Source organism: Tepidimonas alkaliphilus, from assembly GCF_007556595.1.
In the GTDB taxonomy this organism is placed as follows: domain Bacteria; phylum Pseudomonadota; class Gammaproteobacteria; order Burkholderiales; family Burkholderiaceae_C; genus Tepidimonas; species Tepidimonas alkaliphila.
In genome coordinates this window covers 1-19,367 of the sequence record NZ_VJNB01000002.1, presented here as the reverse complement: position 1 = coordinate 19,367, position 19,367 = coordinate 1, and the positions used below count along the sequence as shown (strand labels likewise).

Annotated in this window: 22 protein-coding genes; 21 read left to right on the top strand and 1 reads right to left on the bottom strand. The window is 68.7% G+C overall.

The features are described from left to right. Positions 1-6 precede the first annotated feature (6 nt). Genes Talka_RS02200 through flgL form a run of 5 tightly spaced genes read left to right on the top strand, consistent with a single transcriptional unit; the run spans position 7 to position 6,015 of the window. Entirely contained in the window at positions 7-696 is a 690-nt protein-coding gene (locus tag Talka_RS02200) for a flagellar basal body L-ring protein FlgH (RefSeq protein WP_143889486.1), read from the top strand. A gap of 35 nt (positions 697-731) precedes the next feature. Beyond that, positions 732-1,850 carry a flagellar basal body P-ring protein FlgI gene (locus tag Talka_RS02195; RefSeq protein WP_143889485.1) on the top strand — a complete coding sequence of 373 codons (1,119 nt, stop codon included), beginning with the start codon at positions 732-734 and terminating at the stop codon, positions 1,848-1,850. Between the two features lies 1 nt (position 1,851). Next, positions 1,852-2,736 carry a flagellar assembly peptidoglycan hydrolase FlgJ gene (gene flgJ, locus Talka_RS02190; protein ID WP_143889484.1) on the top strand — a complete coding sequence of 295 codons (885 nt, stop codon included), beginning with the start codon at positions 1,852-1,854 and terminating at the stop codon, positions 2,734-2,736. Between the two features lie 18 nt (positions 2,737-2,754). After that, positions 2,755-4,704, top strand: coding sequence for a flagellar hook-associated protein FlgK (gene flgK, locus Talka_RS02185; RefSeq protein ID WP_143889483.1), 1,950 nt, complete (start codon positions 2,755-2,757; stop codon positions 4,702-4,704). 21 nt (positions 4,705-4,725) lie between these two features. Then, entirely contained in the window at positions 4,726-6,015 is a 1,290-nt protein-coding gene (flgL, locus tag Talka_RS02180) for a flagellar hook-associated protein FlgL (protein WP_143889482.1), read from the top strand. A gap of 48 nt (positions 6,016-6,063) precedes the next feature. Here flgL and Talka_RS02175 read toward each other — a convergent pair whose 3' ends face one another. Next, positions 6,064-8,058, bottom strand: coding sequence for a TonB-dependent receptor plug domain-containing protein (locus Talka_RS02175; RefSeq protein ID WP_221933836.1), 1,995 nt, complete (start codon positions 8,056-8,058; stop codon positions 6,064-6,066). Positions 8,059-8,329: 271 nt separating this feature from the next. On the opposite strand from Talka_RS02175, the gene Talka_RS02170 reads away from it, so the two are divergent. The 16 genes from Talka_RS02170 to Talka_RS11885 all read left to right on the top strand — a co-directional run bounded on the left by Talka_RS02170 (position 8,330) and on the right by Talka_RS11885 (position 19,296). Next, on the top strand, positions 8,330-8,731 hold the full coding sequence (locus tag Talka_RS02170; protein WP_143889480.1) for a Fur family transcriptional regulator: 402 nt from the start codon (positions 8,330-8,332) through the stop codon (positions 8,729-8,731). Beyond that, positions 8,728-9,690: an arsenic resistance protein gene (locus Talka_RS02165; protein WP_143889479.1), complete on the top strand. Its 963-nt coding sequence runs from the start codon at positions 8,728-8,730 to the stop codon at positions 9,688-9,690. Before Talka_RS02170 ends, Talka_RS02165 begins: the two co-directional genes overlap by 4 nt. After that, complete coding sequence (locus tag Talka_RS02160) at positions 9,683-10,870, top strand: MFS transporter (protein WP_143889478.1); 1,188 nt, start codon at positions 9,683-9,685, stop codon at positions 10,868-10,870. The genes Talka_RS02165 and Talka_RS02160 overlap by 8 nt, the downstream gene beginning before the upstream one ends. Positions 10,871-11,301: 431 nt before the next feature. Further along, on the top strand, positions 11,302-12,588 hold the full coding sequence (locus tag Talka_RS02155; protein WP_342781014.1) for a tyrosine-type recombinase/integrase: 1,287 nt from the start codon (positions 11,302-11,304) through the stop codon (positions 12,586-12,588). A 26-nt stretch (positions 12,589-12,614) separates the two neighbouring features. Next, the gene (locus tag Talka_RS02150) at positions 12,615-12,956 is read left to right on the top strand and encodes a type II toxin-antitoxin system RelE/ParE family toxin (RefSeq protein ID WP_143889476.1); all 342 of its coding nucleotides are present in this window, start codon (positions 12,615-12,617) and stop codon (positions 12,954-12,956) included. Next, complete coding sequence (locus tag Talka_RS02145) at positions 12,934-13,221, top strand: helix-turn-helix domain-containing protein (protein WP_143889475.1); 288 nt, start codon at positions 12,934-12,936, stop codon at positions 13,219-13,221. Before Talka_RS02150 ends, Talka_RS02145 begins: the two co-directional genes overlap by 23 nt. Positions 13,222-13,268: 47 nt before the next feature. Beyond that, positions 13,269-14,063, top strand: coding sequence for a hypothetical protein (locus Talka_RS02140; RefSeq protein ID WP_143889474.1), 795 nt, complete (start codon positions 13,269-13,271; stop codon positions 14,061-14,063). A gap of 93 nt (positions 14,064-14,156) precedes the next feature. Further along, positions 14,157-14,372, top strand: coding sequence for a helix-turn-helix transcriptional regulator (locus tag Talka_RS02135; RefSeq protein ID WP_143889473.1), 216 nt, complete (start codon positions 14,157-14,159; stop codon positions 14,370-14,372). After that, entirely contained in the window at positions 14,369-14,608 is a 240-nt protein-coding gene (locus Talka_RS02130) for a hypothetical protein (protein ID WP_143889472.1), read from the top strand. The genes Talka_RS02135 and Talka_RS02130 overlap by 4 nt, the downstream gene beginning before the upstream one ends. Beyond that, positions 14,592-17,123, top strand: coding sequence for a DUF3987 domain-containing protein (locus Talka_RS02125; protein ID WP_143889471.1), 2,532 nt, complete (start codon positions 14,592-14,594; stop codon positions 17,121-17,123). Before Talka_RS02130 ends, Talka_RS02125 begins: the two co-directional genes overlap by 17 nt. Continuing rightward, on the top strand, positions 17,120-17,824 hold the full coding sequence (locus Talka_RS02120; protein WP_143889470.1) for a hypothetical protein: 705 nt from the start codon (positions 17,120-17,122) through the stop codon (positions 17,822-17,824). Before Talka_RS02125 ends, Talka_RS02120 begins: the two co-directional genes overlap by 4 nt. Continuing rightward, positions 17,814-18,257, top strand: coding sequence for a single-stranded DNA-binding protein (locus tag Talka_RS02115; RefSeq protein WP_143889469.1), 444 nt, complete (start codon positions 17,814-17,816; stop codon positions 18,255-18,257). The genes Talka_RS02120 and Talka_RS02115 overlap by 11 nt, the downstream gene beginning before the upstream one ends. A gap of 44 nt (positions 18,258-18,301) precedes the next feature. Further along, on the top strand, positions 18,302-18,559 hold the full coding sequence (locus tag Talka_RS02110) for a hypothetical protein (RefSeq protein WP_143889468.1): 258 nt from the start codon (positions 18,302-18,304) through the stop codon (positions 18,557-18,559). Between the two features lie 2 nt (positions 18,560-18,561). After that, positions 18,562-18,789 carry a hypothetical protein gene (locus tag Talka_RS02105; protein ID WP_143889467.1) on the top strand — a complete coding sequence of 76 codons (228 nt, stop codon included), beginning with the start codon at positions 18,562-18,564 and terminating at the stop codon, positions 18,787-18,789. Next, positions 18,782-19,054, top strand: a complete 273-nt coding sequence (locus Talka_RS02100; RefSeq protein ID WP_143889466.1) for a hypothetical protein — start codon at positions 18,782-18,784, stop codon at positions 19,052-19,054. Before Talka_RS02105 ends, Talka_RS02100 begins: the two co-directional genes overlap by 8 nt. Before the next feature lie 65 nt (positions 19,055-19,119). Beyond that, on the top strand, positions 19,120-19,296 hold the full coding sequence (locus Talka_RS11885; protein ID WP_185970034.1) for a hypothetical protein: 177 nt from the start codon (positions 19,120-19,122) through the stop codon (positions 19,294-19,296). Positions 19,297-19,367: the final 71 nt, after the last annotated feature.

The window sequence follows — 19,367 nt, the reverse complement described above, 5'->3', positions numbered from 1 at the left end:
CGTGCCATGAACGCCGCCCGCCGCCTGCTCACCGTGGCCGCCGCCGCTCTTTTAGGGGGCTGCGCCTCGCTGTCGCAAATTCCCGAGGTGGATTTGGCCAAGCCGCCCGAGGACGGCATCCGCTATCCCCAGATGCGCCCGGCTGCAACGGAGGCGCCCAGCGGCTCGCTCTACACCCCGGTGGCGTACCGGCCCGGCTTCGAGGATCACCGCGCGCGCCTGCCCGGCGACGTGCTGACGATCCAGATCACCGAGTCGCTGACCGCCTCGCAGAGCGCCAAGACCGACGTCAAGCGCGACAGCAGCTTAGGGGCCAGCGTGTCGGCGTTTCCGTTCACACCGTCCTCATTCCTGGGCGACCTGACCGCCGGCGCCAAGTCCAACAACGCCTTCAAGGGCGACGGCAAGACCGAGGCCAGCAACACCTTCCGCGGCTCCATCACCGCGGTGGTGACCGAAGTGCTGCCCAATGGCCACCTGGTTGTCATTGGCGAAAAGCAGATCGGCGTCAACCAGGCGGTGGACGTGCTGCAGTTCAGCGGCACGGTGGATCCGCGCTTCATTCAGCCGGGCAACGTCGTGCCCAGCACCCAGGTGGCCAATGTGCGCGTGCTGTCGCGCGGCCGCGGCGCGCCCGCCGATGCGCAAACATTTGGCTGGTTGGCGCGCTTCTTTTTAACGCTTTTGCCGTTCTAAAGTTTTTCCACAATCGGTTCACGAGGGGATGCGCGATGAACCGATGGCTTGACTTCTTTCGCTGGCTGCTGCCGTTGGGGGTGGCATGCGTGATCGGGGCGACGCCCGCCCAGGCCGCGCGCATCAAAGACGTGGCTGCGGTGCAGGGCGTGCGCAGCAACCAGCTGGTCGGCTACGGCCTGGTGGTGGGGTTGGACGGCACCGGCGACGGCAACAACGCCTACACCAGCCGCAGCCTGGCCAATTTCATGCAGCAGATGGGCATCAGCCTGCCGCCTGGCGTGGCGGTGCAGCCCAAAAACGTGGCGGCGGTGCTGGTGACAGCTGAGCTGCCCCCTTTTGCCCGGCCGGGGCAGACGATCGATGTGACGGTGTCGTCGATTGGCAGCGCCAAGTCGCTGCGCGGCGGCACGCTGATCCAAACCCCGCTGCGCGGCGCGGATGGCCAGGTCTATGCGCTGGCGCAAGGCAACCTGGTGGTGGCCGGCGCCGGCGCGTCGGCCGGCGGCAGCAGCGTCACCGTCAACCATTTGAATGCCGGACGCATCCCCAACGGCGCGCTGGTGGAGCGCACGGTGCCCACGCCGCTGCTGTTGGGCGAGACGGTGACGCTGGCGCTGCGGGCGGACGACTTCCAGACCGCCTCGCGCGTGGCGGCGGCGATCAACCGCGCCATCGGGGACGGCACGGCACAGGCGCTGGATGGGCGCACGGTGCAGGTGCGCGCGCCGCGTGATCCCAATGAGCGGGTGGCGTTCTTGGCCAGCCTGGAGGATTTGCCCATCGAGCTGGCCACGCCCACCGCGCGCGTGGTGTTCAACGCCCGCACCGGGTCGGTGGTGCTGAACCAGGCGGTCAAGCTGGCGCCGGCGGCCATCGCGCATGGCAACCTCTCCATCAGCATCAAGTCCACGCCGCAGGTCAGCCAACCGCCGCCGTTTGCGCCCCCGGGGGCCCAGACCGTCGTCACCGAGAAGGCCGACATCCAGATCCAGCAGGACGGCGGCAAGATCATCGAGGTGGAAGCCTCGGCGCAGCTCGCGGACGTGGTGCGCGCGCTCAACAAGCTGGGCGCTACGCCCCAGGACTTGCTGGCCATCCTGCAAGCGCTCAAAGCCGCCGGGTCGTTGCAGGCCGAACTGGAGGTGATCTGACATGGTGGCCGAGGTGCGTTTCACCCTCCAGGCCGACGCCGCGCGCGGGCTGGCCGCCGACACGCGCAGCCTCGATGCGCTGAAGGCCGCTGCAGGCCGCGACCCGAAAGCGGCGCTGAAAGAGACCGCTCGTCAGTTCGAAGCGCTGTTCATGCGCGAACTGCTCAAGTCCATGCGCGAGGCGACGATGAAGAGTGGGCTGATGGACAACGAAGGCAGCGACCTCGGCATGGATCTGCTCGATGAGCAGTGGGCGGTCAACATGTCCGGCTTGCCGGGGGGCTTGAGCGACATGATCGAGCGCCAGCTTCAACAGCAGATCGACCCCGCCGCGCGTTCTCGGGTCGCACCGGGCTCGGATGCGCCGCTGGCGTCCGCCCAGACGGCGTCCGCGGCTGCGGCGCGCCCCAGCGCCGCGCAGGCCGCCTTCGTCGAGCGCCACCGCGCGGTGGCGCAGCAAGTGCAGCAGGAAACCGGCATTCCGGCGGCATTCATGATTGGGCAAGCCGCGCACGAAACTGGCTGGGGGCGCAGCGAAATCCGCATGCCCGATGGCAGCCCGTCGCACAACCTGTTTGGCATCAAGGCCGATGCCAGCTGGCGCGGCAAAGTGGCCGAAGTGGTGACCACCGAGTATGTGGACGGTCAGCCGCGCAAGATGGTGCAGCGTTTTCGCGCCTACGACAGCTACGCCGAGGCGTTTCGGGATTACGCACGGCTGATCACCCGCAGCCCGCGCTACCAAGCGGTGGTGCGCAACCTGCACTCGCCGCAGGCGTTCGCTCAGCAGTTGCAGCTGGCCGGCTACGCCACCGACCCGCAGTACGCGGCCAAGCTCAGCCGGGTCATCAACACCACGCTGCAACTCAAGCGCGCGTTGGCCTGATCAGGCAAGGAGCCCCGCATGAGCGCCCTCAACATCGCCACCCGCGCGCTGGTGACCAACCAGGTGGCGTTGCAGGTGATTGGCCACAACATCGCCAACGCCAATACCGACGGCTACACGCGCCAGCGCGTCGAGCTCAACGCCGTGCCAGGGCAGCAGCTGGGCAACGGCTATTTTGGCAAAGGCGTGGAGATCAGCACGGTCGCCCGCGTCGGCTACGACGCGTTTCTGACGCGCGAGTCCAACCTCACGCGGGCGACGGCCTCCGCCGATCAGGCGCGGCTGCAATACCTCAAGAGCATGGAATCGTTGTTTCCGCTCGGCGAAGGCAGCCTTGGCAAGCTGCTTAACGATGCGCTCAATGCCTGGACGGACGTGGCCTCCAGCCCCAGCGACGTGGCCGCACGCCAAGTGGTGCTGGATCGCTTTGATGCGCTGGCGGCGCGCTTTCGCGACACCGCTGCGCGCATCGAGGACATCGCCACGGGCGCGCGCCTACAAGCCACCGAGGTGACCAAAGCCATCAACCGTCTGGCGCAGGCGATCGCCAATGTCAACGACGCCATCGCGCGCGCGCAGGGCACCGGCGCCAGCCCCAATGATCTGCTCGACCAGCGCGACCGCCTGATCGCCCAGCTCAACGAGCAGGTGCAGGTGACGACGCTGCGCGCCGACGACGGCACGCTGTCGGTGTTCGTGGCCGGCAGCCTGCCGCTGGTGCTGGGCAACCGCGCCGCCGAGCTGCGCGTGTCGCGCGCCGACCTTGACGGCGACCGCCAGATCCAGCTGCAATTCGTGCAAGGCGCCACCGCCTACGACGTGCCAGCGGATTTTGTGCCGGGCGGCAAGCTCAAAGGCATTCTGGATTTCGTCAATCGCGACGTCCTGCGCACGCAGGCCGAGCTGGGACGCATGGCGCTGGCGCTGGCCACCACCGTCAACCGCCAGCAGCAGGTCGGCCTGGACTTGCTGGGCAACCCGGGCGCGGCGATGTTTTCGCACGACGCCCTACAGGCCAAGCCAGCTGCCAGCAACACCGGCAGCGGCAGCGTGACGGCTGTGGTGGCTGATGCCTCGGCTCTGAAGGCTGACGACTACATCTTCGAATTCACCTCTGCCACGCAAGCCCGCATTCGGCGCGGCAGCGACGGTTGGTATTGGAACGGCAGTGGCTGGCAGGCCAGCCCGGCGCCTGCGGTCACGGTCAACGGCTATACCTTGGAAGGGTTGACGCTGAGCGTGCCGGCGGCGCCTGCGGCGGGGGATCGCTTCGTGCTCTCGCCCGGGGCCCTTACCTCGGCCTCGCTAAAGATGGTGCTGGACAAGCCTGGCGATCTGGCTGCAGCGGGCCGCTTGGCGCTGTCGCTGGGCACGCCCAACACCGGCAACGCCACCATCGAGTCGGTGACGGCCTCGGTGCAGGCGGGCTCATGGGTGATGCCCAGCTTGCCTGCTGCGTTGACCTTTACTTCACCCACCACCTTCAGTCTGGCTGGTTTTACCCCGAGCAGCGTCACCTACACCCCCGGCGAGCCGATGGTGTTCACCTATACATCGGGCGGCAACACGGTGGAAGTGCGCATCACCTTGCGGGGGCAACCCGCCAACGGCGATGTGTTTCAGCTCGACCACGTGCCGGCGGCCAGCATTCCCTTCAATGGCAGCAACGCACAGGCCATGCTGGCGCTGCGCGATCAGATCATGTTCGACGGCAGCGTCAAGCTGTCGGAGGGTTATGTGGCGGTGTTTTCCAACTTGGCCTCGCGCGTCAACGAGGCGCAGACCCGCGCGAGCTTTTCCAAGGCGCAGGCCGACGACGCCGAGCAGCGCCGCGCCAACCAGGCCGGCGTCAACCTTGATGAGGAGGCCGCGCGCATGTTGCAGTTCCAACAGGCTTACCAAGCGACGGCCAAATACCTGCAAACGGTGCAGTCGGTGTTTGACACGCTGCTGAGCACCTTCCGCTGACGGGCTTGAAAGGAGCGCGCCATGAGCACCGTGTATCGCGTGGCCACCGCCTACAGCTACGACCGCACCATCGACCGCCTGCAGCAGCGCGGTGCGCAGCTGGCGGAGCTGCAGGATCAGCTCTCCTCCGGCAAGCGCGTGCGCCGCATCAGCGACGATCCAGCTGCCGCCGCGCTGGCCGAACGCGAGCAGGCGCGCATGCAGCGCATCCAATCCGACCAGCGCGCCCTGGAGGCGGCGCGGCGCAACATCGAGCTTGCGGAAAGCACCTTGGGCACCATCAACGATCTTTACCACCGGGTCAAAGAATTGATCGTGCAAGGTGGCAACGGAGCGTTGACCCCCGCGGATCGCCGCACGATCGCCGATGAGCTGGAGGGTTTGCGCGAGCGCATCGTGGCCTTGGCCAACACGCAGGATACCTATGGACGCCCGCTGTTCATGGGACAAGGCGTCACCAACGCGCTGGGGCGGCCGTTTCGCGAGCTCATCACCGCGCCGGCGGCGACCACCTACGGCCCGGACGGGCGCGAGGTGCAAAAGCAAATGCTGCGCGGCCAGTCCGCCCCGACCGACACCGCGCTGCCGATGGTCATCGACGGCTACCCTGTGTTTGCCGGGCGCATCCGCGAGACCGCCGCGGCCATTGTCGCGGCGGGCAGCGGCAACAGCGGCAGCGCGCGCGGGGTGGAGGTGCAGGTCAACAGCCTGACGGCGCTGAACACCACTCAGGTGTTCACGCTCGATGACAGCACCAATGATCTTGGCTTATACACCTTAAGCTACAGCGGCGGCACGTGGAGCGTCAGCGGCACCGACAAGACCGGCGCGCCGTTTGGCCCCGTCAGCCCCGTTGCGGTCAACACCAGCGGCGACATCACCGAGTTGACCTTTGAAGGGCTCACGGTGCGCCTGCGCGGCACACCGGCCAACGGCGATACCTTCACCGTGACCCCCACCGTCGATACCGATATCTGGGAGACGCTGGATCGGGCCATCGGCGCGTTGCGCACCGAGTCGGGCGACGATTTGACGCAAGAGCTGGCGGTGGTGCACCGCCAGCTGGGCGCGCGACTGGATCGGCTGCTGACGGCACGCGGCCAGCTGGGCGACTGGCTCAACCGCGCCGATGCGGTGCAGGCGGCGCTGAAGGCGCGCGAGGACTACCACATCGCCCAGCAGTCCGAACTCACCGACCTCGACATGGTGGAAGCCATTTCGCGTTTTCAGACGCAGCAGCTGGCCTATCAGGCTGGGCTGTCGTCGTATGCGCAGATTCAGCGTTTGTCGCTGTTTCAGTATTTGGCGTGAAGGGCCGGCAACGTTCGAAAGCCGTCCTGCCCGACCGCTTGCACGGCCCTAAAAACGCCAATCCGCCAGCACGCGCACGCTGCGCCCAGGCTCCGGCATGGCGGTTTCCCGTCCATCGGGCAGGCGCAACCGCACCGAGGCGTGTTCGGCGTAGAGTTTGTCGGTCAGGTTGTCCACGGCCAGCGTCAAGCGAAAACGTCCATCGGCGTGCGGCTGCCAGATCGCTTGCAGCCCATGCACGGCGTAGCCCGGCTTGGGCGGGCGGCCCGCAGGCGCCTCGCGCAGCCGCCCCACCGCGGTGAGCTGGTAGCCCAACGTCCACGCCTCACTCCAGCGGTGCTGCACGTCCAGCGTCAGCCGCGGCCCGGTGGAGACGCCCACCCGCGCCGACTCGCCGGTGGTGTCCAGCGGCTGCCCGTCGTAATTGCGCACGCGCGGGCGCGACCAACTCCCTTCGACGTGCCAGCGGGCGTTGCCCCAGTGGGCGCGCAGCTCCCAGCCTTGGCTGACGATGTCACCCGGCGCGTTGACGATGCGGTCGGTGGGCGCGGTGGGGCCTTCGCCCGGGATGATTTGGTAATCCCGCAAGCGGATCCGATAACGCTGCACTTGCAGGCCGGCGTGGTCGCCCGCTGTCCAGAGGCCATGGGTATGCACCCGCAAGCCCGCCTGCTGCTGGCGGGCCACTTCAGGCCGCAGCACTCCATCGCGCCCGAGGATGAACGGGCGCGGGGTGGTGTAGCGGGGCGGCAGAAAATATTTGGTCAGCCAAGCGGCCTGGTTCAACTTGGCGCCGCGCACGCTTTCGCCCACGCCGGCAAACAGCGTCCAGGTGTCGCCGCGGGCGGGGTCGGTTGGGGCGACGTCCCACTCCAGGCTGGCGTTGGGTGAGGTGCGCTGCCCGCGGACGCCGTAGCCGTTGGCGTAGGTGGTGTGCCAACGATCCCAGCGCGCGCCGAACGACAGCCGCAGCGCGCCGCCGTCCACCCGATCCTGGACGTAAACGCCGGTGTTGCGCGCGCTTTCGCGCAGGGTCGGGATGGCCCAGCCCGAAGCCTGGTTGCGGTCGTCAAAGCGATCCACGCCGACGGTGAGCTCGTGCAGCCAGCCCCCGAGGCTCCATCGTGCGGTGTTGCGCACGTCCCACCCCAAGCTGCGGGTGCGCCAATCGTCACCGAGCGTCGCCGCCAGCGGCGGCCGGCCCCACAGCTCCAAGCGGCTCAGGTTGTGGTAGAGGGAGGTTTGCACGTCGAGCCAGCCGCGCGCGCGATCCTGATAGCGGTGCCGCACGCTGAACGTATCGCGCTGCTGGCGCTGGTCGTCCCAAGCCTGGATGGCGTTGTTGCTGTCCCAAGGAAAGTTGGCGCGAAAGTAGCCGCCGTCGTTGCGCCAGCGCTCCCAGCTCAGCCGCAACGTGTGGCCGTCGGCCTCCAACACGGTGGCTTTCAACAGGGCCGTGGTGAGATCGCCTTCGGTGCCGGGCAGGCGTGACCCGTTGCCAGCGCGGATGCGGTCGCTGAGCTCGCGCCGGGTGTAGGCCAGCAGCCCCAAGCCTTGGTCGGTGACGGTCCAGGCGCTGCCAAGAATGCCTCGCGTCCGGTCGGCGCTGTCGCCAAGCGCCGCCAGCCGTGCGCCGTGGCGTTGGCCAGGGCGCAGCAGGTCGTGCGCATCGACCGTCTCAAATGCGATGGCGCCGCCCAGGGCGGCCGGCCCGGCGTCGGCCGGCGCAGGGCCGGTGGTCAGGCGCACGCGCTTGAGCAAAAAAGGATCGACGCCGACGCGGGCCTGGTGGTGCAACAGGTTGGCGCCTTGACGCGCGCCGTCGAGCTGCACGAGGACGTTGACATCATCCAAGCCACGCAAAAAGATTTTTTGCCCGTTACGGGTGCCGGTGCCGCTTTGCACCGCCGGCTCGCCGCGCAGCAGGTCTTGCATGTCGCGCGCCAGGCGGCGCTGGGCGGCGTCGAGGTCAAGGGCTTGCGTGCCCGCGTCGGGCATGTCAGCCTCGGCGCTAACCTGCACGGTGGGCAGATCGGCTTCCATGGCTGCGGCGGCGCTGGCCGCAATCCAGGCGCTTGCCGCCAGCGCGACTTGGCGCAGGCGCCGTGGGGCCAAGCTGAAGGCCAAGGGGGGACAACGAAGCATAGCGTGCAGCCTCCAAATCGCTTTACCCGCTCGGGTATCCAATCATCGGGACATGATTTTAGATGATCATGAGAAATCATTCTCGATAAGAGAGGTTCACCGAGCTGACACCGCCGAAGCAAGCCACCCGCTATGCTTGGGCCTGGCTGCGTTGTGGTTGCTTCATGTCATGTCGGATCTCCCAGTTGCCGAGCGCGAGACCCGCCAGCGGCGGGCGGTGCTGCGGGTGTTGCGCGTCAGCCCCCATCCCTTGCTGCCCGCCGAGTTGCTGGCCGCAGCGCGCGCGGAAGTGCCCGGCTTGGGCCTGGCGACGGTGTACCGTTTGTTGCGCCGCTTGCTGGACCAGGGGATGGTGCAGCGGGTCGAGCTGCCTGGCGAGCCGGCGCGCTTCCAGTGGGCGGCGCACGGCCACCGCCATCACTTTCGATGTCGCGGCTGCGGCCGCGTGTTTGAGTTGGACTATTGCCCGGGGTCTTTGCAAGATTGGGCGCCGGCGGGCTTTCGGGTGGAGGCGCACGACGTGGTGCTGTATGGCCGCTGCGCGGATTGTGCGGGAGCCCGGTTGCCGTGAGTCGGCTGGCTTTGGAGCGCCACCAGGTTGTCCTGTATGGGCTGGCGATCGCGCTGGGTTGGCTGGCCGCTGAGCGCGCACCGCAGCTGGCCGCGGTGGCGCAAAGCGCGTTGTGGCCCGCGTTGGCGCTGCTGCTGCTGGCCACGTTCGCGCAGATCCCGCTGCTGCACGTGCGCCGCGCGTGGCGCGACACGCGCTTCGCGCGCGCGGTGCTGCTGGGCAACTTCGTCGCGGCGCCGCTCCTCGCCTGGGCGCTGGTGGCGGCGTTCGACCTGCACGGCGCGCAGCGGCTCGGGGTGCTGCTGGTGCTGCTGGTGCCGTGCACGGACTGGTTCATCACCTTCACGCAGCTGGGTCGCGGCGACGCCGTGCGCGCGATCGCTGTCACGCCACTGAACCTTGTCGTGCAGCTGGCGCTGCTGCCGGCCTACCTCGCGGTGATGGCCGACGCGCAGGCGCTGGCCGGTTGGTCGTGGGCGGATCTGCTGCCGGCGGTGGCGCTGGTGCTCGCGCCGCTGGCGCTGGCCGCGGTGCTGGAGTGGCGCGCCAAGCGCGCGCCGCGCTGGCAGCGCGTGCGCGAGCGGTTGGCTTGGTGGCCGGTGCCGCTGCTGACGCTGGTGGTGGGGCTGATCGCCTATGCGCATGTGGCGGCTGTAGGGCAGGCGTGGGACGCAGTCACGCAGGTGCTGCCACTGTTTGCGCTTTATCTGGCGGGGGCGCTCGCGTTGGCTTGGGGGTTGGCGCGCTGGCATGGTCTGCCGCCGGCGCAGGGGCGCACGCTCGCCTTCAGCCTTGGCACGCGCAACTCGTTCGTCGTGCTGCCGCTGGCGCTGGCCCTGCCGCCGGGCTGGGAGGCGGTGGCGGTGGTGATCGTGGCGCAGTCGCTGGTGGAGCTGCTGGGCATGGTGGCCTACGTGGCGCTGGCGCCGCGCCTGTGGCGGGAGGACGGTGATGCTTGACGCTTTACGCGCGCTGCCGCGCACCGTGTGGCTGATCGGGTTTATCAGCCTCGTCAACGACACCGCTTCGGAGCTGGTGTACCCGCTGGTGCCGCTGTTCCTCACCTCGGTGCTGATGGCCGGGCCGAAGGCGCTTGGCCTGATCGAGGGTATCGCCGAGGCCACTGCGGCGCTGCTCAAGCTCGTCTCCGGCGTGGCGGTGGACCGCACGCGCCGCAGCAAGCCGTGGATCGTTATCGGCTATGCGCTGGCGGCGTTGGGCCGACCGCTGATTGCGCTGGTGACCAGCTGGCCGGCGCTGCTGGCGATCCGCTTCGCCGACCGCGTCGGCAAGGGGCTGCGCACCTCACCGCGCGACGCGCTGCTGGCCGCCAGCGTCGGCCCGGATCGGCGCGGGCTGGCCTTCGGCGTGCACCGCGCCATGGACAACGCCGGCGCGGTGCTGGGGCCGCTGCTGGCCGCCGGGCTGCTGGCCGCCGGCATGCCGCTGCGCGACGTGCTGCTGTGGACGCTCGTGCCGGGCGTGCTGTGCGTGCTGTTGACGCTGGCGCTGCCGGAAGCCCAGGCGGCTGCGGCGCCGGTGGCGTCATCGGCGCCGCGGCCGACGCTCGCGGGCTGGGCGAGCCTGCCGCCGGGCTACCGGCGCTTTCTCGCGGTGGTGGCGCTGTTCACGCTCGGCAATTCGTCCAACATGTTCCTGCTGCTGCGCGCCAGCGAACTCGGCGTGCCGCAGGCGCAGGTGCCGCTGCTGTGGGCGGCGGTGTCGGCGATTGCGATGCTGCTGTCGGCGCCGCTGTCGGGCCTGTCAGACCGCGTCGGCCGCCGCGCGCTGCTGCTGGCCGGCTACGGGGCCTACGCGCTGTTCTACCTGGTGCTGGGGCTGGCCTCGCCGACGGGCGCTTGGCTGGTGTTGTGGTTTGCCTTCTACGGCGTGTTCCTTGCCGCCACCGAGGGCGTTGAAAAGGCCCTGGTGGCTGATCTGGCCACGCCCGAGCAGCGCGGCACTGCCTTTGGCTGGTTCAACATGACCGCCGGCGCGATGCTGCTGCCGGCTTCCGCTGCCTTCGGTTGGCTCTATGAGCAGATCGGTGTGCAGGCGGCGTTCGGCTTTTCCGCCGGCTGCGCGTTGGCCGCGGCAGCCTTGCTGCGGTGGTGGGTGCCTGGAGTGCAAGAGGCTTGAGGTGGATCGGGTGCCGTCGCTGCGCGCTGTCGCAGGCGGTTGATCCGGTGGCTACCGTAGCGAGCGCCAGTAAAAAACGCTGCGCCACCCTGAGCGGCAATACCCGCACAAGAGCGTCGAGTGTCGATGTGCTGACCCCGCCGCGACTGAGCACAAAAAAGCCCGCTTACCGGCGGGCTAAGTCGTTGATTATCTTGGTGGCGCTTCAGGGACTCGAACCCCGGACCTGCGGATTATGATTCCGTTTCAACCCCTGTTCCCCTGTATTCTTCACTGTTGATACAATCCAGATAAAACAAAGGCTTGCTAGATGCTGCACTGCAGCAAGCGTTGATCGGTTTGCCGCCTTTTTCAGCAAAACTGGCTACATGGTGGCTACATGGCAAGACCTGCGGACTGATTCGCGGATGGGGTGCGATATGGCTACACGGGTGCGATTGACGGCTGGCCGCGTGGCGGCTTTCACCTGCCCGCCTGGGCAGGCTCAGGCCTTCCTGCGCGACTCGGAGGTGCCGACGCTGGCGCTGCGCGCAACGCCTGCCGGAGCAAAGGCCTACGTGTTCGAATCGAAGCTGCAGCGCCGCACGCTGCGCGTCACCATCGGCGACCCTGCGCACTGGACGATCGAGGCCGCCCGCGCCCGAGCGCGCGAGCTGGCCGCGCTGGTGGACAAAGGCATTGACCCGCGCGAGGAAGCCAAGCGCCAGCAGCAGCAGCGCGAAGCCGAGCGCGCACGTCAGCAGGCCGCCCAAGCCTGCGCCTTGGACGTGTGGCAAGCCTACTGCGAGGAACGCCGCCGCGTTTGGGGCGAGCGCCACTACGCCGACCACGTCAAACTCGCTCGTGCCGGTGGCGGCCCTGTGCGCCGTGGCAAGGGCACCCTAGCCGCTGGGCCGCTGTATGAGCTGCTGAACCGCCCGCTGGCGCAACTGGACGCCGAAGCGGTGGAACTCTGGGCCGCCAAGCACGCCAAAGAGCGCCCGACCGTGGCGCGGCTTTGTCTGCGCCTGCTGGGGGTGTTCCTGAACTGGTGCCGCGCGCATCCGGACTACCGCCATGCCCTGCTGGAGGACAACCCCGCCAAGAGCAAGCGCGCCCGCGAGGCGCTGGGCAGCCCGAAGGCCAAGCGCGACGCCCTGATGCGCGAGCAGCTGCGCCCATGGTTTGAGGCCGTGCGCACGCAAGACCCGGTGGTGAGCGCCTACTTGCAGGCCCTGCTGCTGACCGGTGCGCGCCCCGGCGAGCTGCTGCGGCTGGGCTGGTCGGACGTGGAATTCCAATGGAAGAGCCTGACCATCCGCGACAAGGTCGAGGGCGAGCGCACGATCCCGTTGACGCCCTACGTGGCCATGCTGCTGGCGGGTCTCCCCCGCCGTGGTCCCTACGTCTTCATGAGCGGCAAGACCGACGGCCCGATTGCGCCGCCGAATCACGCCGCCGCCCGGGTTTGCAGGCTGGCCGGTGTGCCGCCCGTCACCTTGCACGGCCTGCGGCGCAGTTTCAAGAGCCTGAGCGAGTGGGTCGAAGTGCCGGTAGGCGTAGTGGCGCAGCTCATGGGGCACCGGGCCAGCGGCACTGTGGAGCGGCACTACGTCGTGAGGCCTCTGGACTTGCTGGCGAAATGGCACGCCAAGATCGAGAGCTGGATTCTGGAGCAGGCCGGGATCGAACAGCCCAGCGCCGAGGATGCCGCCCAGCGGCTGCGCGTGGTGGTGTGAAAATATAGCGAAAGCGCGATACCATCATGGCCTGGACGATGGAGCTGCTGCCGGAGGCTGAGGCGGAGCTGCTGGCGCTGCCCGCCGACGTGCGCGCGCACTTCCTGCACGTGCGCCGCCTGCTGTTGGAGTTCGGCCCGCAGCAGGTTGGCATGCCCTACGTGCGCCCGGTGCACGGCAAGCTGTGGGAAATGCGCCTGCGCGGACGCGATGGCATTGCGCGCGCGCTTTACGTGGCGCGCAGCGGGCAGCGGCTGCTGGTGCTGCACGTCTTCGTCAAGAAAACCGACAAGACCCCGCGCCGCGCCATCGAAACGGCCCTGCAACGCCTGCGGAGAGTGGACGATGAGCAAGACCCGCAAACCTGACGCCCTGGAAGAGCGCCTGCTGTGCGATCCGGACGTGCAGCGCGCCTTTGACGAACTGGCCCCGCAGTATGAGGCCGCGCGGCTGCTGATCGAGGCGCGCGCCCGCGCCGGACTGTCGCAAGCCGAGCTGGCGCAGCGCATGGGCACCACGCAAAGCGCCATTGCGCGGCTGGAATCGGGCCGCACCGCCCCGACGCTGCGCACCCTGCAGCGCTACGCCGAAGCCGTGGGCGCGCGGCTGCGCGTGCGGGTCGAGACCTCATAAACGACGCCGCGCCGGAGGCGTAATTCCGGCGAATAGGGGGGGGCGAAATGGATGCTGGCGGAGGCTGTTTCGAGGGCGCGGACGTCTGCGCAAGCAGCCCGCAGCGCCTGCGCGTGGCGCGCTGGGTGCCGAAGGCCGTGGCCGATTGGCTGCGCTGGCTTGCCGAAGGCGACGAGGCTGCGCCGGGGCTGTTTCGGCTGCTGGCCGATGAGCAGCGCAAGGCCGCAAACTGCGAGGATCAAAATGAGGCGGCCCGCGCCCGCCGATGGGCCGCGCGCCTGCGCGAGGAATTGCGCTACGTCGAGGCCCTGGCCGCCGATATCCGAATGCGCGAGGCCTACGAATTGGCCGCCAGCAGCGCCCGCGATGAATACCTGCTGGTGACGCTGTTTGACGCCGTGCGCTGGGCTGCATTCGATTACGGGTATGCGCGTAGCCAATGGGCTACAGCTGCCGCGCTGCGATCCGATATCGAGCGGCTGGCGCAGCAAATGGCGCGCAAACTCGCGGCTGCCGAGGCGCTGGATTGCATTCCGCGCGATGCCCGGTCAACATTCGAATTCGGCGCTGCCGCCTTGCGCGAGCTGACCGAGCGCCTGCGCGAGATAGACCTGACGCCCAAGCGCTACGCCGAGCGCGACATGGCAGCTGCCGCCGTGGCAAGCCGCAAGGCGAACGGCAAGGCCGAATTCCTGCGCGCGCTGCGCTGGGCCGTGGATCGCGACGATGCGCGCGACGACATCCTGCGCCTGCCGCGACTGAACCGCGTCGTGGCCGCCTGCGCCTCCGTGCTGACCGGCGAAGACGTCAGCGAAGACGATGTCCGCAACCACTTGCGGTAGATTCGAGCCCGAAAAATCTGCGCGAATCTAGCGGACAAACGCGCGCATCAGCGACAAACTGCACTCCGTCAACGCCAATTGACGGAGCGCAAAATGAAGCTGAGCGAAGCAAACGAAATTGCAATTGACCCGCGCGTGCGTCCGATCCTCACCACGCACGAAGCTGCCGAAATTCTTTGCCGAAAACCGCAAACCTTGCGCGTTTGGGCATCCCTGGGGCGCGGCCCCCTTCAGCCCGTGCGCATTTCTGGCCGCCTTGGCTGGCGAACCGCCGATGTGCTGCGGTTAATTCGGGAGGGCAGCAAATGAGCGCAGTGCAAATCCAAAAAGAAAACCCCACCGAGGTGGGGTTGCCGAATCGGGTTGGGGGTGCGATCGGCATTCGCGATGGTAACGCAATGGCCGATGGCGCGCAAGACCTGGACCTGCCAGACGACCCGGAGGCGGCGCGCTGGTTCGAGATCGGTGTGCTGCATGGCCGCATCAGCGCCTTGGAGCGATTCCTTGGCTTGACGCGGGAGGTGCACCATGCTGACCTGGGTTGATGCCGTGGTGCGCGCCTGCCAGCAGGTGGGCCTGGAGCCGCCGCGTCACGCCGAGCCGGGCCGGTGGGCTCGCTGCGATGTGGCCGGGGCTGGAGCTGCTGGTCGAGGCGATGGCAGCGCCTACGTCTTCCCAGACGGCGCGGGTGCGTTTGTGCGCAACTGGCGCACCGGGGAAGATGCTGTCGCCTTCGTTGACGATGACCAGCCGGTCACGGCCCAGCAGCGCCGCGAGCGCCAGCGCCAGATCGAGCAGGCCCGACGGCAGGCCGAAGCCGAGCGCCAGCAACGACAGGAAGAGGCTGCAGCCCGTGCCGCCGAGCTCTGGCGGTCTGCTGCGCCCGCTCCCGCCGATCACGGCTACCTGATCAAAAAAGGCATCCAGCCGCACGGCCTGCGGGTCTCATCGGACGGCCTGCTGCTGGTGCCGCTGCGCGACACGACCGGCAAACTGTGGAGCTTGCAGACCATCGGGCCGGGCGGCACCAAGCGCTTCCTGCCTGGCGGTAGGACGCAGGCCTGTTACTGGTCGGTTGGCAGGCCCGATGGCGTCGTTGTGCTCTGCGAAGGCGTGGCAACCGCCGCGTCGATTTACGAAAGCACGGGGCTTGCGACTGCCGCCGCGATGTCGTCGGGCAACCTGCTGCCCGTAGCGCGGGCGCTGCGCGACAAGCTGCCGGATGCCGAGCTGGTCGTTGCTGCCGACAACGACGCCGCAACCGAAGGCAATCCCGGCCTGACGGCAGCCGTCGAGGCGGCGAAGGCCGTGGGGGCGAGGCTGGCCGTGCCGCGCTGGTCGGATGGGCGAGCCGGGGCGCTGGATTTCAATGACCTGCACCGGGCCGAAGGGGCGCAGGCCGTGCGCCGCCTGATCGAAGCCGCCGAGGCGGCGGCGGACGATGGGGAAGCGCTGGATCGCGAGACCATCCTCGAGGCCGCGCGCCAGCGTCTGGAGCCGGACATCGGCGACATCATGCCGATCTTCCCCGTCGAGGCGCTGGGGCCGCTGGCCGGGGTGTGCCGCGCCATTGCGGGCGGACGGCAGGTCGAGGCCGCCATCGTCGGCAGTGGTCTGTTGTCCGTGGCGGCGCTGCTGGCTTCGGCCCATTGGGACGTGGAAACCATCGATGGCGACCGCCGTCCCCTGTCGTTGTTTGCGCTGACGGCGGCCGCCAGCGGGACGGGAAAAGACGCCGCTGATCGCATCACCAGCGCAGCGGTTTACCGCTGGCAGCGGCAGGCAAACGAAGCCTACCAGCAGGCCTTGCGCGATCACGAGGCCGCGCTGGGCAGCCGCAAAAAGGGCGAGCCACCACCAGAGCCGCCGACCGCGCCGCACCGACTGTGCAGCGACATGACCGTCGAGGGCCTGCGGCGCGCCTTCGCCGAAGGGGTGGCCTGTCAAGGTGTGTTCAGCACCGAAGCTGCCGCCGTGCTGGCCGGTCACGGCTTCAGCGCCGAGCACCGAGCCAAGACCGCCGCCGCTCTGTGCGGACTCTGGGATCGTGGTCATCTGTCTGTGCTGCGCGCTGGCCAAGGGCGATTCGAGCGCAGTGGGTTGAGGTTGTCTGCCCACCTGGCAGTGCAACCTGCTGCCGTAGCTGAGGCGCTACACGATCCGCTGCTGGCGCAGATCGGATTGTGGCCGCGCTTCCTGCTGGCCTGGCCGCCGATGCCGAAGCCGCGCCGCCATCTCATCTGGAGGCCCGAAGACGATCCCCATGTTCGGCGCTGGTGGATGCGCTGCGAGGATTTGCTGGCGCTGCCAGAGCCGGACGGCGAGCGCATCGTCTTGCGCCTGAGCGATGAGGCGCGGCAGGTTCTGGCGGACTTCTTTGAGGCCTGCGAGCGCCGCGCTGCGCGCGGCGGCGACCTGTGGGACGTGCGCCCCTTCGCGCTGCGCGCCGCCGAGCAGGCAACCCGTGTTGCTGGCGTGCTGACCGCCATCCGTGGGCACGCGGTGGTGAGCATGGAAGACGCGCACAACGGTGTGGCGCTGGCCAGCTACAGCCTTGGGTGTTGGCAGGCCGCGCTGGGCCGCCGCCAGCGCGACAAGGCCGCCGACCATGCCCTGGCACTACTGCGCTGGCTGCTGGATCGGCCTGGCGCGCGCGCCACCAGCACCGAAATCATCCGGCAAGGCCCGCGCGCGCTGCGCAGCGCCGAGGTGCGCGACGCTGCCGTGGCGCGGCTGGTCGAGACTGGCGTGGTGCAGGTTCGGGGCGGCGCTGTGGCCGTGGTCGGCGATTCCCTATCGCCACTCGCAGCGAAAACGGCGAAAGCGGCGAAAAGCCTTGATTCCCAAGGCTTCGCGCGTGGCGAAGACGCGGCGAAAGATGGCGAATCGCCAGCGCACCATGCCGATCCTTCGCCGGCTGTTCGCCACTCTTCGCCAGCCGTTCGTCATGCTGCAAGCCCTGCGCCGCAAGGGTTTTCGCCGGATTCGCCGCCTTCGCCGGTGATGGATGTGGCGAATCCAGCGCCGCTGGGCGACGACCGGCTGGAGGAATGGCTATGACCGCGCGCGAACTGCTGACCCGCTGCGCGGCTGCCGGCATCACGCTGGCCGCCGAGGCTGGCCGCTTGCGCGTGGCTGGCCCCGCCGAGGCCGTGCGGGAACTCACGCCGCTGCTGCGCGAGCACCGCGACGAGCTGCTGGTGTTGCTGGCAGGGTCTTCCGCCGCGCCAGCCCTCACCGGAGGGGCCCCCGATCCGGGGGTGCCTGCCGACCGCACCTGCGCCGCGTGCGCCCACCGAACCAGCGCTGGCACGTGCGCCCGGCCTGTCGAGGCTGGGCTGGCCGCTCACTTCGCGATCCGCTGGCCGCCTGCCGGGCATGCCGCCGTGTGCAAGGCGTTCGAGCGCCAGCAGCTGGCCGCCCACGGATCGGGGACGCAGACCCACCCGTTCGAGACCGCGCGCCGCAACTGGACGCCTGCGACCGCGAAGGAGCTGGCCGCGATGGAGCAGCGCCACCGCCGCGCCGTGGTGCTGGGGCTTGACCCGCAGCAGGCCGATTTGGCGAGCGACGTGCTGCACTGGCGTGACCGCACGGGCGACGACCGGCGGCTGTGCTTGGAGTGCCGCAGCCTGCGCGTTGGCACCACGTCCCGCTGGCACTGCGCGGCATTACATCTGCCGCTGGCGCAGCAGCTGGTGACGCAGCCGCATCGGTGCGAGACATTCCAAGACCTTCAGGAGGAGCGTCATGGCGATTGACGCGCTGATCCAAGGCCGCCTGCACGGCGACCCCGTGCGCCGCGAGACAAAGACCGGCAGGGCCTACGCCACCGCGCGGCTGGCCGTTACGGACGGCGACGGCGGGCAGCACCTGGTGAGCGCGATTGCATTCGACGCCGACGTTGTGCAGCAGCTGCTGGCGCTGTGCGACGGCGATGCGCTGGCCGCTGCGGGTGAGCTGAGCGCCTCGACCTTCACCGCGAAGACCGGCGAGGTCAGGCCTTCGCTGCGGCTGCTGGTGCACGCCATCCTGACGCCCTACACCGTGCGCCGCCGCCGTGAGGCCGCGACCGACCGCCGCGACGGGGGTACGCATACTACGCGCACCCCCGACCGCCAGCGCCGCCACAGCGCCGCGCTGCGCGCGCAGCAGCCGTTGCCTGACGACGACCTGGGCGGCCTTCCGCTTTGATCCACCAAACTGCTGACGGATACTGTCACCCAAAGGAGTCCGTGATGACAATCGAGCCACCCAAACGCCGACCGCCGAACGCTGGCAAGGGACGCCCAAAGGGCACGCCGAACAAGCTGACCGCCGACATCAAGGCCATGATCGAGGAGTCGCTGCGTCAGGCCGGCGGCGCTTCCTATTTGCTGAAGTGCGCCACCAGCGACGACCCGCGCATTGTGGCCGCATACCTGCGGCTGGTAGAGAAACTGTTGCCCCACCACGTCGAGGGGCCGAAGGACATCGTTGTCACCTGGGAGCCGTGATCATGCAGCGCCGAAGCGCAGCCATCGTTGTCGAAGAGGTCGAGGAGCTACTGAACGCCGCGCGCGCAGTTGCGACGCTGGTCGAGTGCCTGATGCTGGACGCCATTGACGGCGAATGCAGGCCCGACCCGCGCCTGGTGCTGAACGCCACTGCCGCCGTGGGCTTTCTGGCCGATGAGGCGCGACGGCGCACTGAGGAAGCGTTGGATCAGTTGACGCGGCATGCCTGAGCGCCTGCAGCCGCACGTTCTCGAGGCCGCGCGCCGCCTGGAGGCGCTGCAGCTGGGCGATCCGCGCAAGGCCGCTGAGGCCGCGCCGGACGTGCTGGCGCTGCTCGATCATGGCCGCGCTGGCCTGCTGGAGCTGGTGTTGCCGACGATCGCGGTGACCGGCTGGCAGGCCGAGCTGCTGCGTTGCGTTGTCGCGCTGGCGCGCGGTCAGGAGCCGCCGGAGCCGCTGCAATGGCTTCCAAACTGGTCGCAGAATTGCGCGTAAGCCGTTGATTCGAAAGGGAGGATTGACCGATGGCCCCACGTGCACGAAGGCCGAAGCTGGAGACGATGGCAGACGTCCGCACCGAGGCCGGACGGCTGTATCGCGACGCGCTGGCTGGCCGCCTGCCTGTGCGGGATGCGACGGCGATGGCGCACCTTTTGCGCGTGGTCGTGGAGACGCTGAAGGCCGAGACTGTGCAGCAAGACATCGTCGTGATCCAGAACCCACGCAGCTTCGAATAGCCGCCACAGGCCTGCCCATCACTCCCCCAATGGGGAGGCTATCGCTACCCCATAGCCCCCCCATTGCCCCC